Below are 14384 nucleotides of genomic sequence, written 5' to 3'. Positions count from 1 at the left end.
GAAAGATCTGAAAAAGGAGGACATTCCCCATGAAAAAAACGAGTGAAGAAACCATGCGGAAATTTGTGGCGTTCTGTGATTCCGGTCGTCCGTGGTATTTTACGCTGGGCATGTCCGTCACTGTGCTCATTGTCCAGTTTGCCCTCTGGTTTGCAGCCGATGAAGATAAGAAACCCGGTTGGTGGTACACTGTGCCCGCCTGGTTTGGCATTTTCCGCTCTCTGGACAACATCCGCCAGGCCCGCAAAAACCGGGAGAGCGATGCGGAATGACCAAGGCGGAACTTTACAAAAAGGCCTGTATGCTGCCGCTTTTACCCGGTGTTTATATTATCCGGGATAAAACCGATACCATCATCTATATCGGCAAGGCCAAGCGGCTCCGCATCCGGGTCAGCCAGTATTTCCGGGAGGGTGTGCCCCACGACAACAAAGTCAGCCAGATGATCGCCCACGCCGATGCGTTCGACGTTATCGTCTGCCAGAGTGAGTTTGAGGCGCTGGTGCTGGAAGCCAGCCAGATCAAGGCCCACACCCCCAAATACAACATCCTGCTCAAGGACGATAAGGGTTACAGCTATATCAAGATCACCAAAGAGGAGTGGCCCCGGCTCTCGTTCGTGCTCCAGAAAGAGGACGACGGCGCGGAGTATCTGGGCCCCTATACTTCCAGCTTTGCGGCCCGGCAGATGGCAGAAACGGCCATGGACGCCTTTCTGCTGCCCCGGTGCAACAAGCGCTTCCCGCAGGAGATCGGCAGGGGCCGCCCCTGCCTGAACGCCCATATCGGCAAATGCATGGCCGTGTGCAGCGGCAAGATCAGCTGTGAAAATTACAATCAGGCGGTCCGGAGCGCGGTCCACCTGATCCGGTACGGCAAAAAAGACATCCTGAAAATCCTCAACGAGCGGATGATGGAAGCCTCCGACCGGCTGGAATTTGAGACAGCGGCCCTGATCCGCGACCAGATCAACGCCATCACCAAAGTGACGGCGGGCCAGAAAGTGGTGGTGGACCCGGATGTGGAGATGGACGTGGTGGCACTGGCGGGCACCCCCGGCAGCGTCTGCGCGGCGGTGCTCCGCTTCCGAGAGGGACGGCTGACGGATAAGCGGGAGTTCCTTTTCCACGATACGGCGGATATCGCCGCCGCGCGGGAGGAGTTTCTGCCCCGGTACTATCTGGACGACGAGCAGATCCCCAAGGTCATCGCGGTGGACGAGCTGCCGCCGGACGCCGACGCCCTGCAGCAGGCTCTGAACGAGAAGCGGGGGAGCGAGGTGCAGCTCTACGTCCCCCAGCGGGGCGATAAGGCCCGTCTTGTCGAGATGGCCCACACCAATGCAGTGGAGCGTCTGGCCCGGGAGAGCGGCCGCTATGCCCGGGAAGAAAAGCTGCTGGACGAGCTGGCCCAGGTGCTGGGCCTTGCAAAGCCGCCCCGCGCCATTGAGAGCTACGATATTTCCAACTGGGGCGATGGCACCAGTGTCTGCGGTATGGTCACGTTCAAGGACGGCAAGCCCTATAAGGCGGGCTACCGTAAGTTCAAGATGAAAACCGTGCTGGGCACCGACGACTACGCCTCGCTGGCGGAGACCGTTTCCCGGCGGGCGGCGGAGTACGAAAAATACGCCGCTCTGGCCAAGGCCGGGGAGCCCAGCAATAACTATTTCGGCCAGAAGCCGGACCTGCTCCTGATGGACGGCGGCCGGGGCCAGGTGAGCGCCGCCAGGGAAGCGCTGGCAGGCACGGCCCTGGCCGACGTCCCCCTCTACGGCATGGTCAAGGACGACCACCACCGCACCCGTGCCATCGTGGACAGCGAGGGCCGGGAAATTGCCATCAACATGAACCGGGGCACGTTCACGTTCATCACGGCCATTCAGGATGAGACGCACCGCTTTGCCAACGCCTACCGCAAGCAGCAGATGCACCAAAAAAGCTACGCCTCCACCCTGACCGAGGTGCCGGGCGTCGGCCCGAAAACGGCCAAGGCCCTGATGGCCCGGTTCAAGAGCGTAAGCGCCGTGCGGGAGGCCGCAATGGACCAGCTGGAAAATACCCCCGGCGTGGGCCCGCGGCTGGCCCGGACCATCTACGATCATTTCCACCCGCAAAACTGAATCCAAAACCCCCATTCTTTTTCTTTCGGAAAAGCCCGTCGGCGTATGCAGAGCCGACGGGCTTTTTGTCGCTCTTGCCTTTTTGGGCAAAAGAGGCTACAATAGTCCCAGCAAACCGAAATTTGAAACTTCGGAGGGAAAAACTTATGGCTTGTACAACGATCCTTGTTGGTAAAAACGCATCCTATGACGGCTCCACCATGATCGCCCGCAACGACGATTCCGGTTCGGGGCATTTCACGGCCAAAAAATTTGTGGTTGTGCAGCCGGAGGAGCACCCGGCTGTTTACAAATCCGTGCTGTCCCATGTGGAGATCCCCCTGCCGGGCGATCCCATGCGGATGACGGCCATGCCAAACGCTGTGGAGGGCAAGGGCATCTGGGCCGCGGCCGGTGTCAATGCCGCCAATGTGGGCATGACCGCTACCGAGACCATCACCTCCAACCCCCGCGTGCTGGGGGCTGACCCGCTGGTGGTGTACCAGCCTGCCATGGGCGATACCCCGGAGGTGCCCGGCGGCATCGGCGAGGAGGATATCGTCTATCTGGTACTGCCCTATATCCACTCGGCCCGGGAGGGCGTGGAGCGGCTGGGCCGCCTGCTGGAGACCTACGGCACCTATGAGATGAACGGCATCGCGTTCCAGGATGTCCACGAGATCTGGTGGCTGGAGACCATCGGCGGCCACCACTGGATGGCCCGCCGCGTGCCGGATGATTCCTACGTGGTCATGCCCAACCAGCTGGGCATCGACAGTTTTGACCTGAACGATGCCTATGGTGACAAAAAAGACTACATGTGCTCGGCGGACCTGCGGGAGTTTCTCGCGGCCAATCATCTCGACCTGTCGCTGGACGGAAGCCTGAACCCGCGGGACGCTTTTGGCAGCCACGACGACGCCGACCACGTTTACAACACGCCCCGTGCCTGGTACATGCTCCGCACCCTCAATCCCAACACCTGGGTCTGGGACGGCCCGGACGCTGACTACACCCCGCGCTCCGATGACCTGCCCTGGTGCATGGTGCCCGAGAAGAAGCTGACCCCGGAGGATGTCAAATATGTGCTGTCCTCCCACTACCAGGGCACGCCCTATGACCCCTACGCCAGCTACGGCGACAAGAGCCAGCGCGGCATGTACCGCTCTATCGGCATCAATCGCAACGACTTTATGGCTCTTATCCAGATCCGTCCGGACGTCCCAGCGGAGCAGAGCGCCATTGAGTGGGTGGCTTATGCCTCCAACGCGTTCAACACCATGGTGCCGTTCTACGCCAATGTGACCACCACGCCGGAGTACCTGTCCTGCACCACCAAAGAGGTGTCCACCGACAGCTTCTACTGGGTCAGCCGGATGATCGCCGCCATGACGGATGCCTCTTATTCCAAGAGCCTCATCCACGCCGAGCGGTATGAGCTGGGTGTCCTTTCGGCCAGCCGGGCCCTCATCCACCAGTACGACGCAAAGCTCCTTGCAGAGCCGGATGCCGGCCAGCGCGCCGCTCTCCGGGTGGAGGCCAACGAGGCCATTGCCAAGGCCCTCAAGGCCCGTGCCGCCGATACGCTGGATAAGGTGCTGTTTGAGCTGAGCAGCGGCATGAAGAACTCCTTTGCCCGCTCCGACGCTTAAGCGCTGATTCTGTTAAACCGATCAAAAAACGTCAAAAGCAGCCAACTACTGGGCGCGGATGTCCGGTCGGTTGGCTGCTTTTTGTTCGTTGTATCCCAGTGTTTGTGCAGGATGCCTGAATTTTGAGAAAATAATTTGTGAGAAAAACTGACCGAAAGTGATTGATTTTGACGGAAAGATTGCTATAATAAAATTGCAGACACCAAGAACGCGCGAAAAGCTTCAAAACCAATCAAACAGGAGGAATGCCCGATGTTGGCAGAAGAACGGTTTGCCCAGATCCTGGCGCTGATGGCGGAAAAACGCACCGCCACCGTGCAGGAGCTGTGCGAGGCCCTGAATGCCAGCGAGTCCACCATCCGCAGGGATCTGAACGAACTGGACCGTCTGGGCAAAGTCAATAAAGTCCACGGCGGGGCCACCCTGCCGGACAGCCAGTTCCGGGCCGATGAGCCCACCATGGCTGCCAAGGAGAGCCTGGCCGTGGCCGAAAAGCGGGCCATCGCCAATGCGGCGGCGGCTCTCATCACGGCGGAGGATTTCGTCTATCTGGACGCAGGTTCCACCACGCTGGCGCTGGCCCGGGCCGTCAGCGGCCCGGCACTGGATGCCGCTTATGTGACCAACGGCGTGGCCCACGCCCGTCTGCTGGCCCAGAAAGGCTGTCGGGTGTGCCTGCCCGGCGGGCTGCTCCGCCCCCAGACAGAGGCCATCATCGGAGCGGCAGCGCTGCAGAGCCTGCAGCAGTACAACTTCACCAAAGCCTTTATGGGAGCCAACGGCGTGGCGCTGGACGCAGGCTTCACCACGCCGGACCCCGAGGAAGCGGTTGTCAAGGCTGCGGCCATCCGGCGGGCGCGGGAAGCCTGGTTCCTCGTGGATGACTCCAAGTTCGCCCGCGTCTACCCGGCGGTCATCACCGAGCTGCACGGCGGGGCGATCCTGACGAACCGCTGCCCCAACCCCAAATACAAACAATACACGCTGGTAAAGGAGACGGAAGAATGATCTATACGGTAACATTCAACCCGGCCATTGATTATGTGGTGCGGCTGGACTCCCCGCTGGAAGTGGGCGAGGTAAACCGTGCCCGCGGCGAAGACTGCGTGCTGGGCGGCAAGGGCATCAACGTATCCGGTGTGCTGGCCGAGCTGGGCTGCCAGAGCATCGCCCTGGGCTTTGTGGCCGGGGAGACGGGTGCCTGGCTGGAGCGCGGCCTGGCCGCCCAGGGCATCCAGACCGATTTCATCCACCTGGCCCAGGGGATGACCCGCATCAACGTCAAGATCAAGGCAGGGCAGGAGACCGAGTTGAACGGCGCGGGCCCCAACATCCCGGAGAGCGCCATGCAGGCGCTGGAAGCCAAGCTGGACGCCCTGCAGAACGGAGACATCCTGATTCTGGCGGGCAGCATCCCGGCCAGCCTGGCACAGACCACCTACGAGCGGCTGCTGGCCCGGCTGGAGGGCCGCGGCGTGCGGGCCGTGGTGGACGCCACCCGGGACCTGCTGGTCAATGTGCTGCCTTTCCACCCCTTCCTCATCAAGCCCAACAACCATGAGCTGGGCGAGATCGTGGGCCGTGTTCTGAACACGGAGGATGAAATCGTGGCAGCAGCCAGGACCCTGCAGGAAAAAGGCGCCCGCAACGTGCTGGTGAGCATGGCAGGGGATGGCGCTCTTCTGCTGGATGAGCAGGGCCAGACCCACCGCATCGGCTGCCCGAAAGGCAAAGTGGTCAACAGCGTCGGCGCGGGTGACAGCATGGTGGCAGGCTTTGTGGCAGGTTACCTGCAGAGCGGCGATTACACCACCGCCCTCCGCCTGGGCACCGCCTGCGGCAGCGCCACGGCGTTCAGCCTGGGGCTGGCGAAGAAAGAAGAGATCGAGAAGTTATTGCTGACGATTTAACGAGGAGAGGAGAATACCCCATGCGTATCACGGAATTGTTTACTGCAAAGTCCATCGCGCTGGATGTGGCCGCGCCGGATCAGGCCGCCATCATCGACCGTCTGGTGGAGCTGCAGGCCACCCACGGCAACATTACCGACAAAGAGGCCTACAAAAAGGCCCTCTACGCCCGCGAGGCGGAGGGCTCCACCTATGTGGACAACGGCATCACCGTGCCCCACGCCAAAACGGCCTGCGTCACCCGCCCCAGCCTGGCGGCTCTCCGCCTGAGCGCCCCGGTGCAGTACAATGCCGAGGACGACGGTACCACCGACCTGCTGTTTGCCATTGCCGCCCCGGAGGACGGCGGCCTGCATGTGGATATGCTGGCCCGCATGATGCAGATGCTGATGAACGAGGACTTCGTGGAGAAGCTCCGCGCCGCCAAGACCCCGGCGGAGTTCCTGGACGCCATCGACGCACAGGAAGAGGCTCAGTTCGGGGATGAGAGCTTCACCCAGCAGCAGATCCCCCAGAACGGCTACCGGGTGCTGGCCGTCACCGCCTGCCCCAACGGCATCGCCCATACTTACATGGCCGCCGAAGCCCTCGTCAAGGCCGGTGACAAGCTGGGTCTGCCCGTGAAAGTGGAGACTAACGGCTCCGACGGCACCAAGAACGCCCTGACCCGGAAAGAGATCGAGGCGTGCGACGGCATCATCGTGGCAGCGGACAAGAACGTGGAAACGGCCCGCTTTGACGGCAAGCCCGTCCTGTTCACCCGGGTGGACGACGGCATCCACAAACCCGAAGAACTCATCAAAAAAGTGGCCCACGGTGAGGTGCCGGTCTTCCACGCCAAGGGCGGCGCGCAGGCGGCCGCGGAGGAGGACACCGCAGGCGAGAGCCTGGGCCGCAGCCTCTACAAACACCTGATGAACGGTGTCTCCCACATGCTGCCGTTCGTGGTGGGCGGCGGCATCATGATCGCCCTGGCATTCCTGCTGGACGACTACACCATTGATCCCTCCAACTTCGGGATGAACACCCCTGTGGCGGCGTTCTTCAAGACGGTGGGCAGCGCGGCATTCGGCTACATGCTGCCCATCCTGGCCGGTTTCATCGCCATGTCCATTGCGGATCGTCCGGGTCTGGCCGTCGGCTTTGCGGGCGGCGTCCTGGCCATGAACGGCACCAACTTTGCAGACCTTGCCAATGGCGAGACCACCGGGATCTCCGGCGGCTTCCTGGCGGCTCTGCTGGCTGGTTTCGTGGCAGGCTATGTGGTCCAGTTCCTCAAAAAGATCACCGAAAAGCTCCCCGCCAGCCTCAACGGCATCCGGCCCATGCTGATCTATCCGCTGGGCGGCATCCTCGTGGTGGGCGCGATCATGTGCGGCATCAACCCCATCATGGGTATGATCAACACCGCCATGACCGATTGGCTCAACGCCATGGGCGGCACTTCCAAGGTCCTGCTGGGTGCCATCGTGGCCGGTATGATGAGCATTGATATGGGCGGCCCGTTCAACAAGGCAGCTTACGTCTTTGGCACCGCGGCGCTGGCCTCCGGCAACTACGAGGTCATGGCCGCTGTCATGGTGGGCGGCATGGTGCCTCCCATCGCCATCGCCCTCTCCACCACGTTCTGCCCTAAAAAGTGGACCCCGGATGAGCGCCGCAACGGCATCGTCAACTATGTCATGGGCCTCTGCTTTGTCACCGAGGGCGCCATCCCCTACGCGGCGGCCGACCCGCTCCGCGTGCTGCCCAGCTGTGTCATTGGCGCGGCCCTGTCCGGTGCCCTCTCCATGACCTTTGGCTGCGCCCTGCGGGCACCTCACGGCGGCATCTTCGTCTTCCCCGTGGTCGATCATACTCTGCTCTACTGCGTGGCGCTGGCCGTGGGCAGCGTGGCAGGCGCTGTGATCCTCAGCCTGCTCAAGAAGACCCGCGCCGAGGCATAATGTACAAAGCCATTCTCCAAACTTCATCATAAGCAAAAGGCCCCCGCTGTGCACTGGCAGACCAGACACGGCGGGGGCCGCTTTTGTTGAGAGAACGACTCCATACAAACACAAAAACCCGCCTGGCAGCGGGTTTTTGTGTATAGAGGGGTGGGAAAGTATATAAAGTGGTGAATCGCAATTTCAGGCAGGGAAGCTGTTTCAGGCGTTTTGCACAGCCTGTGGACGCGGAAGCCCCGCATCCGTACCCTGCGATATGTATTATACCAGCTCTTTCTTTTTTGTCAAATAGAAATTTCTTGAAATGCTTAAATTTGCACTTTACTTTTGAGGCAAAACTTTATATAATTAACGCAAGCGAAATGAAATCCAACTTTTGCTAGGTTTATAAGTTTTTACAACAATAAAACTTTACTTTCGAAAATTTTTGTGGATTTCAACAGAATATCAAAGGAGACATTGTCCCATGGATGATTTGGACCGTAAAATCCTGGCCCTGTTGGCCAAAAACGCCCGTATGCCTGTCAAGGAGATCGCGGAGCAGGTAGCTCTGACCAGCCCTGCCGTTTCCAGCCGCATCCACAAGCTGGAGACCGATGGCATCATCGGCGGCTATACCGTCACACTCAACCGCCCGGCAGACCGCGTGTATGTGGATGCCCTCATCAGCCTTTCGGTGGCCCCCTCCAAGCACGAGGCGTTCCTGCACCTGATCCAGAACAGCAAGGAAGTGCTGCAGTGCTACCACGTCACGGGCGATTATACATTCCTCATCAAGGTCAGCTGCGGCAGTATGCCCCAGCTGGAGCATCTGATCCTCCAGTTCCAGAAGCTGGGTACCACCAGCACCCAGATCATCCTTTCCACCCCCGTCAACCACGGCGATCTGGAAGCCCTGATGCTGTAAAGAAGCTGAAAAACGTCTGTTCATAAAAGTGTTACAGGCAGCGGCGCAATTTTCGCCCGCGGTGGCTCGTATTCTGGATAGCAGCACAAAAAAGTGGAATACTATGGCTGCACTCTTCCAAATGACGCCTCACGAACGAAAGGAATATCCACTATGAAACTGAAACGCATTTTTGCGGCGCTGCTGGCAGGCGCTGCCCTGCTGGCTCTGGTGGGCTGCGGCACATCCGGCAGCACGGGCAAGCCCGCTTCCTCCGCTGCAAGTACCCCCAAAGACTACACCCAGATCCTCCACGATGCCCGCGGCGCCGAGGACAACGAGTATTATATGATCTTCACCAAAGGCGCGGACGGGAAATACACCGCTCAGTACGGCTACAGCAAGGACTATGAGGCCGACCAGCTCAATGATGAGATCGCCAACATGATGATACCCATGCTCAACTTGGAGGATGGCATGGCGGAGGATTTTGCCGCCTCCCTTTCCACAATGATGGTGCAGAGCTATGGCCTTGCCATTGTCAAGCCTGCCGAGGGCAGAACGCAGGACGTGGTAGACGCCCTGAATGCCTATGTGGAGAGCGAGCAGCAGTCCATGGAGCATTATCTCGAGGACCAGTATCAGATCGCCAAGAACGCGAAAGTGGAGACTCTTCCCTCCGGCGAGGTGGTCCTTGTCTGCTGTGAGGACAGCGATACCGTCCTTGCCAACCTGAAAAAAGCGCTGGCCGCTTAAAAACGAATCACACGCAAAAAAGAACGCCTGCTTCCAGTTGGAAGCGGGCGTTCTTTGCAGGATGGGCAGTACAGAAATTATTCAGCTTTCACGTCGATGGCGTTGACGATCTTGTTGGCGATGTACTCGTGGCCCTGAATGGTGGGGTGGACATCCAGGTCGGTCTTTGCCTTGGGGATGGCCACATAAGTCAGGTCATAGGTCTCGGCCAGCTGCTTCTCAAACTTGTTGAGCTTGCGGAAGTAGTTGTGCCAGCAGGGGATAAACGGCACCGGGTCGGTGTAGCCCATCAGCAGGATCTGCACGTCCGGGTTCAGCTTGCGGATCTCTTGCACGACGGAGATGAGGGCGGAGGTGGTCTGCGGATAGATGCGGTCGCAGATCTTGGCCATATCGGAGGTGATGAGCTTCCAGGAGGCGTTCTTTTCCTCTTTGGTCAGCTCCATGTCCTTGATGCCCTTGAGGATGGTGGAAACGGCAGAGCCGGAGGAGCGCAGGTTGCCGGAGAGGATGATGGAAGCCAGAGCGTCGCTCTTGTGGTTGGTGGCGTTCCACAGGCCGGCCACGCAGGGCACGAACGCGTCATTGGAGCCGATCTGGATGGAGATGACGTCTGCCTTGCGGATGTAATCCTGGAATTCCGGGTAGACGTAGTAGCAGCCGGACTCCATGTTCATCTGGGGCATCTTGCCGTCCCGGATCATGTCCACCAGGTCGGGGGCCGTCAGGGCAGGCAGGCCCAGATCAATGGCGTGGTCGCGGTCCAGGCCCAGCTTGGAAGCTACCTTACCGACATAGCAGTCTGGGGAGTAGCCCTTGAAATTGGGGCGCATGTCCACGCCGTAAGTGGAAGTGCCGTTGGCGCTGTACTGGACATCGGCCAGGCCCACGCCTGCCACGATGCTGTCGCCCAGGGCAACGTAGGTGATCTGCTTCTGCTCCGTGCTCTCCGTGTCGGCAGCAGTTTCTTTCGTGCTGTCCGCCGCGGGGGCAGTCGTTTTGGTGTCGGCGGCGGGAGCCTGTTCGGTGGTGGTAGCCGTCACGGTATCGCCCAGGGTAACGACCACTTCGTTGGTCTCATCCTCAGGGGCCATTTCCGGCTCTGCTTCGTCCACAGCGGCCTCGGGTTCCGCGGGCAGTGCCTCGGTACCCTCAGCAAAGGCGGGGACGCCCAGCGAGAACACCAGAGCGGCTGCCAGCAGCAGGCTGACAAATTTCTTTTTCATGGTGTGGTTCCTTCTTTCCCATCAAAAATCTCAGTAATCGCGGGGAGTGATCTCCTCTTCCAGCTTGCGATAGTCTACCTTGCCCACCGGGGTCATGGGAAGCTCCGACACAAACTTGTAGGCCACAGGCTGGACGTATTCGGGCAGCTCCTCCTCGCACATCTGGCGCAGCTCTTGGATCAGCTGTTTTTTCTTGACACCAGCAGCGGCGGGGGTGAGCACGATGTACACGAATGGCAGGCGGCCCTGCACATGGTCCTGATCGGCACAGCCCACAACGGAGCACTGGTGCACGGCGGGGTGCTGGCTGACCACATTTTCGATCATGGAGGGGAAGACTTTGAAGCCGTCGTGCCGGATGATGAGCCGCTTGATGCGGGAATCCAGGTAGACGAAGCCGTCCTCATCGATATAGCCGATATCGCCGGTGTGGACCCAGACGCGGCCATCCGGGTGCTTGTGCAGGATCATGGCCGTTTCGTCGGGTTTGTTGTAGTAGCCTTTCATGGTGGCGGGGCCGCTGATGCACAGCTCGCCGCGCTGACCAATGGGCAGCTCTTTGTCCGTGCCTGGCTCAAACGCCGAGACGAGGGTGTTGACCATGGGAATGCCCACACTGCCGGGCTTGTTGTTCTTACCAGCGGCCACGGTGGCGGCCGAGGCAACTTCCGTCATGCCATAGCCCTTGGCCATGGGGTACTCCACGTTGTGGGAGGCCAGGAATTCGTTGACCGTCTTCTCCGCGCCCAGCGAAATGGCGTCGCCGCCAGCCGCGTAGTTGTGAATGAACGAGAGGTCTTTTTTCTGAACTTTCGGGTCGGCGGCCAGCTGCTGGTAGTGGGCGGGCACACCGAACATGATCTCGGGCTTGTACTTGAGCACCAGGCTGCCCAGCTTGGCAGGGTCCAGGTTGGGGATGATGACCACCGTCAGGCCCAGCACCAGCGGCAGGTGCACGCCGCAGGCATAGCCGTAGGCGATGAACGGGGGCATAATGTTCATCAGCTTCTGCCCTTTCTGGAACAGGGTGTCATAGGCAGAGAACTGCTGTGCAATGGCGTTGAAGCTGTTGTCTGTCAGCATGACGCCCTTGGGCGAGCCCGTGGTGCCGCCGGTGTGGACCACCACGCAGGCGTGGCCGGGGTCGTAGGGCTCCGCGGCGGTGCTCTGGCCCTCGCCGCCCTCCAGGAACTGCTTCCAGTGCAGAACATTGGATTTGTACTTGTTCTTATCGGGGTTGGTCATCTTGTAGCCGACGCTGAGCGGGAACGGCAGGGAGTCGGCCGGAGAGAGGACGATCACACGCTCCACATGGGTGCGCTTGGCGGCCTGACGGCAGCGCTCGTACACCACGTTCAGGCAGATGAGCAGGTGGGAGTCCACTTCCTCAATGTAATCGTGGATGCCCTCGACGCTGTAGCGGGGATCCACCAGGTTCAGGGTGGCACCAATGAGGTCGGCAGCGTAGAACGCGTAGATGACCTCCGGGGTCATCACGCTGACCACTGTGATGATATCGCCCTTTTTGACGCCGACACCGCGGAGCGCGGCTGCCGTCTTTTTCACATTGACGATGAAGTCCGCATAGGTGAACTTGCGGCCGTAATAATTCAGGGCCGCCTCGCCCAGGCGGTTCTTGTTCTGCTGGCAGACGTAATCAAATGCCGAGCAGGTGGGCAGAGTCTGGTCAATGTACTTCTGTGCGTAATATTTCAGCCAGGGACGCGCCGTAGACGCGTAGAGAACATTTTCCGGTGTAGTCATTGAATAATCCATTTCCTTTTACGTTTTCTCACCCTCACACGGGGTGGTGGAACCGGCTTGGAATCCATCCTGACTATTGTAGTTGAGCAGCCCGGAAAAGTCAATAAACAGAGCGTGTGAAATGTAGCAAAGAAAGCGCGGGACGTTTACATTTCACTCAGCCACTGCTTAGCTTCGGCTTCGCTGCAGAGCACAAAGTGGTTGGGGCGCAGCTCCCGCCACTGAGGCGCCTCCTTGCTGTAATCGTGCATGGAGGGGTCGTACACCAGCAGATGCTTGTTCCGCTCCCGGCGGGGGCTGGGCATGGGGATGGCGGAGAGCAGGCTGCGGGTGTAGGGGTGGATGGCGTGGGTCACCAGCTCCTCAGCATCGGCCAGCTCCACGATGTCGCCCTTGTGGATGACGGCGATGCGGTCCGAGATGTACCGCATCACGGACAGGTCGTGAGCGATGAAGAGGTAGGTGATGTTCCGCTCTTTCTGGATATGGCGCAGCAGGTTGAGCACCTGAGCGCGGATGGACATGTCCAGCGCGGAGATGGGCTCATCGGCAATGATGAACTCCGGCTCCACGATGAGGGCGCGGGCAATGCCGATGCGCTGGCGCTGGCCGCCCGAGAACTCATGGGGGAAACGGGAGGCAAACTCCGGCAGCAGGCCCACGTCCAGCAGAGCCTGACGCACTTTGGCTTCCCGCTCGGCAGCGGAGAGGTCGGGCCGGACGTTCATCAGGCCCTCGCCCACGATGTAGCTGACCTTTGCGCGCTCGTTCAGGGAGGACTGGGGATCCTGGAAGATCATCTGAATCTCCTTGATGATCTGTTTGTCCAGCGCGTGGGAGATCTTGCCGTTGATCTTCTGGCCCTTGTAGAGGATCTCGCCGCCCGAGGTGGGCAGGATGCGCATGATGGCGCGGCCAATGGTCGTCTTGCCGGAACCGGACTCGCCCACCAGGCCAAAGGTCTCGCCTTTATAAATGGTGAAGTTGGCGTTGCTCACGGCCTTGTAAGCCTTGCGGCCGGAGCCATAAGTCACCTCAAGGTTCTTGACCTCCACCAGAACTTCGCGCTTTTGTTCTTCTGCCATATCACATGCCCTCCTCTTTCAGCATCTGCACAGCCGCCGGCGGGTCGATCTTGGGGGCCCGGGGGTCCAGCAGCCAGGTCTTGGCCTTGTGGGTGAGGCTGACATTGAAATACGGCGGACGCTTGACGAAGTCGATCTTGAGCGCCTGCGGGTTGCGGGGCGCGAAAGCGTCGCCGTGAATTTCGGTAAACAGGTTGGGGGGCGTGCCCTGAATGTTGAACAAGTCTTCGCCCTTAATGCCCATCTGGGGCATACTGGACAGCAGGGCCCAGGTGTAGGGGTGGCGGGGGTCGTAGTAAATTTCGTCCGAGGTGCCGATCTCCACGATGTCGCCGGCATACATGACGGCCACCCGGTCCGCGATATTGGCCACAACGCCCAGGTCGTGGGTGATGAGGATGATGGTCAGGTTGTACTTTACCCGCATCTCTTTCAGCAGCTCGAGGATCTGTGCCTGAATGGTCACGTCCAGTGCCGTGGTGGGCTCGTCGCAGATCAGGATCTGCGGGTTGCAGGCTACCGCGATGGCAATGACCACGCGCTGGCGCATACCGCCGGAGAACTCATGCGGGTACTGGTCAAAACGCTTCTCGGCGTCGGTGATGCCCACATCCCGCAGGTATTCCAACGTCTTCTCTTTGGCGGCCTTGCCCTTGAGGCCCTGATGCAGCTCCACGGCCTCCATGATCTGGTCGCCGATGGTCTTCAGGGGGTTGAGGCTGGTCATGGGGTCCTGCATGATCATGGCAATCTCGTGGCCGCGCACCTTGAGCCAGTCTTTTTCTTTGGTCAGCTCGGAGAGGCGGATGGGCTTGCCGTCGTCGGCACCGTAGTAATCAATGGTGCCGCTGGAAATGGAGCCGTTGGCGTCCAGCAGGCCCATGAACGATTTGGTGAACACGCTCTTGCCGGAGCCGGACTCGCCCACGATGGCGAGGACTTCGCCGTGGTAGACGTCCAGGTCGATGCCGCGGATGGCATGGAGGACTTTTCCACGGAGGTTGAATTTGATGTTGAGATCTTTGACCGAGAGGATCAGCTGATTTTTCTGCATCGTC

The 14384-nt window shown here is 60.1% G+C and carries 12 protein-coding genes; 8 read left to right on the top strand and 4 right to left on the bottom strand.

The window, feature by feature from the left end:
* Nucleotides 1-29: 29 nt before the first annotated feature.
* From C4N22_RS08365 to C4N22_RS08330, 8 genes are all read left to right on the top strand, one after another.
* On the top strand, nucleotides 30-272 hold the full coding sequence (locus tag C4N22_RS08365) for a hypothetical protein (protein ID WP_112148628.1): 243 nt from the start codon (nucleotides 30-32) through the stop codon (nucleotides 270-272).
* Nucleotides 269-2122 (top strand): excinuclease ABC subunit UvrC, encoded by a 1854-nt coding sequence (gene uvrC, locus C4N22_RS08360; protein ID WP_112148627.1) that lies wholly within the window; start codon nucleotides 269-271, stop codon nucleotides 2120-2122. Before C4N22_RS08365 ends, uvrC begins: the two co-directional genes overlap by 4 nt.
* Before the next feature lie 146 nt (nucleotides 2123-2268).
* Nucleotides 2269-3753: a C69 family dipeptidase gene (locus C4N22_RS08355; protein ID WP_112148626.1), complete on the top strand. Its 1485-nt coding sequence runs from the start codon at nucleotides 2269-2271 to the stop codon at nucleotides 3751-3753.
* A 252-nt stretch (nucleotides 3754-4005) separates the two neighbouring features.
* Complete coding sequence (locus C4N22_RS08350; protein WP_112148625.1) at nucleotides 4006-4761, top strand: DeoR/GlpR family DNA-binding transcription regulator; 756 nt, start codon at nucleotides 4006-4008, stop codon at nucleotides 4759-4761.
* On the top strand, nucleotides 4758-5663 hold the full coding sequence (pfkB, locus tag C4N22_RS08345) for a 1-phosphofructokinase (protein WP_112148624.1): 906 nt from the start codon (nucleotides 4758-4760) through the stop codon (nucleotides 5661-5663). The genes C4N22_RS08350 and pfkB overlap by 4 nt, the downstream gene beginning before the upstream one ends.
* 20 nt (nucleotides 5664-5683) lie before the next feature.
* Complete coding sequence (locus tag C4N22_RS08340) at nucleotides 5684-7609, top strand: PTS fructose transporter subunit IIABC (RefSeq protein ID WP_112148623.1); 1926 nt, start codon at nucleotides 5684-5686, stop codon at nucleotides 7607-7609.
* Between the two features lie 466 nt (nucleotides 7610-8075).
* On the top strand, nucleotides 8076-8516 hold the full coding sequence (locus tag C4N22_RS08335; RefSeq protein ID WP_022256697.1) for an Lrp/AsnC family transcriptional regulator: 441 nt from the start codon (nucleotides 8076-8078) through the stop codon (nucleotides 8514-8516).
* Nucleotides 8517-8669: 153 nt separating this feature from the next.
* The gene (locus tag C4N22_RS08330; protein WP_242980986.1) at nucleotides 8670-9251 is read left to right on the top strand and encodes a DUF4358 domain-containing protein; all 582 of its coding nucleotides are present in this window, start codon (nucleotides 8670-8672) and stop codon (nucleotides 9249-9251) included.
* Between the two features lie 77 nt (nucleotides 9252-9328).
* Here the strand turns inward: C4N22_RS08330 and C4N22_RS08325 are convergent, their stop codons facing one another.
* The 4 genes from C4N22_RS08325 to C4N22_RS08310 all read right to left on the bottom strand — a co-directional run bounded on the left by C4N22_RS08325 (nucleotide 9329) and on the right by C4N22_RS08310 (nucleotide 14380).
* Nucleotides 9329-10477 (bottom strand): SGNH/GDSL hydrolase family protein, encoded by a 1149-nt coding sequence (locus C4N22_RS08325; protein ID WP_112148622.1) that lies wholly within the window; start codon nucleotides 10475-10477, stop codon nucleotides 9329-9331.
* A gap of 30 nt (nucleotides 10478-10507) precedes the next feature.
* Complete coding sequence (locus C4N22_RS08320) at nucleotides 10508-12241, bottom strand: class I adenylate-forming enzyme family protein (RefSeq protein ID WP_112148621.1); 1734 nt, start codon at nucleotides 12239-12241, stop codon at nucleotides 10508-10510.
* Nucleotides 12242-12387: 146 nt separating this feature from the next.
* The gene (locus tag C4N22_RS08315) at nucleotides 12388-13326 is read right to left on the bottom strand and encodes an ATP-binding cassette domain-containing protein (RefSeq protein ID WP_022256693.1); all 939 of its coding nucleotides are present in this window, start codon (nucleotides 13324-13326) and stop codon (nucleotides 12388-12390) included.
* A gap of 1 nt (nucleotide 13327) precedes the next feature.
* Nucleotides 13328-14380 carry an ABC transporter ATP-binding protein gene (locus C4N22_RS08310; protein ID WP_022256692.1) on the bottom strand — a complete coding sequence of 351 codons (1053 nt, stop codon included), beginning with the start codon at nucleotides 14378-14380 and terminating at the stop codon, nucleotides 13328-13330.
* Nucleotides 14381-14384 lie beyond the last annotated feature (4 nt).

It is taken from the genome of Faecalibacterium prausnitzii (genome assembly GCF_003287495.1).
Taxonomy (GTDB): domain Bacteria; phylum Bacillota; class Clostridia; order Oscillospirales; family Ruminococcaceae; genus Faecalibacterium; species Faecalibacterium prausnitzii_I.
The sequence above is the reverse complement of the archived record's forward strand: the minus strand, read 5'-3'. Positions and strand labels throughout refer to the sequence as shown.

Excerpts from the sequence above, each read along its gene's own strand:
- pfkB (WP_112148624.1), top strand. The coding sequence starts at position 4,758 with ATGATCTATACGGTAACATTCAACCCGGCCATTGATTATGTGGTGCGG.
- uvrC (WP_112148627.1), top strand. The coding sequence starts at position 269 with ATGACCAAGGCGGAACTTTACAAAAAGGCCTGTATGCTGCCGCTTTTA.
- C4N22_RS08340 (WP_112148623.1), top strand. The coding sequence starts at position 5,684 with ATGCGTATCACGGAATTGTTTACTGCAAAGTCCATCGCGCTGGATGTG.
- C4N22_RS08310 (WP_022256692.1), bottom strand. The coding sequence starts at position 14,380 with ATGCAGAAAAATCAGCTGATCCTCTCGGTCAAAGATCTCAACATCAAA.
- C4N22_RS08325 (WP_112148622.1), bottom strand. The coding sequence starts at position 10,477 with ATGAAAAAGAAATTTGTCAGCCTGCTGCTGGCAGCCGCTCTGGTGTTC.
- C4N22_RS08315 (WP_022256693.1), bottom strand. The coding sequence starts at position 13,326 with ATGGCAGAAGAACAAAAGCGCGAAGTTCTGGTGGAGGTCAAGAACCTT.
- C4N22_RS08365 (WP_112148628.1), top strand. The coding sequence starts at position 30 with ATGAAAAAAACGAGTGAAGAAACCATGCGGAAATTTGTGGCGTTCTGT.
- C4N22_RS08355 (WP_112148626.1), top strand. The coding sequence starts at position 2,269 with ATGGCTTGTACAACGATCCTTGTTGGTAAAAACGCATCCTATGACGGC.
- C4N22_RS08320 (WP_112148621.1), bottom strand. The coding sequence starts at position 12,241 with ATGACTACACCGGAAAATGTTCTCTACGCGTCTACGGCGCGTCCCTGG.
- C4N22_RS08335 (WP_022256697.1), top strand. The coding sequence starts at position 8,076 with ATGGATGATTTGGACCGTAAAATCCTGGCCCTGTTGGCCAAAAACGCC.
- C4N22_RS08330 (WP_242980986.1), top strand. The coding sequence starts at position 8,670 with ATGAAACTGAAACGCATTTTTGCGGCGCTGCTGGCAGGCGCTGCCCTG.
- C4N22_RS08350 (WP_112148625.1), top strand. The coding sequence starts at position 4,006 with ATGTTGGCAGAAGAACGGTTTGCCCAGATCCTGGCGCTGATGGCGGAA.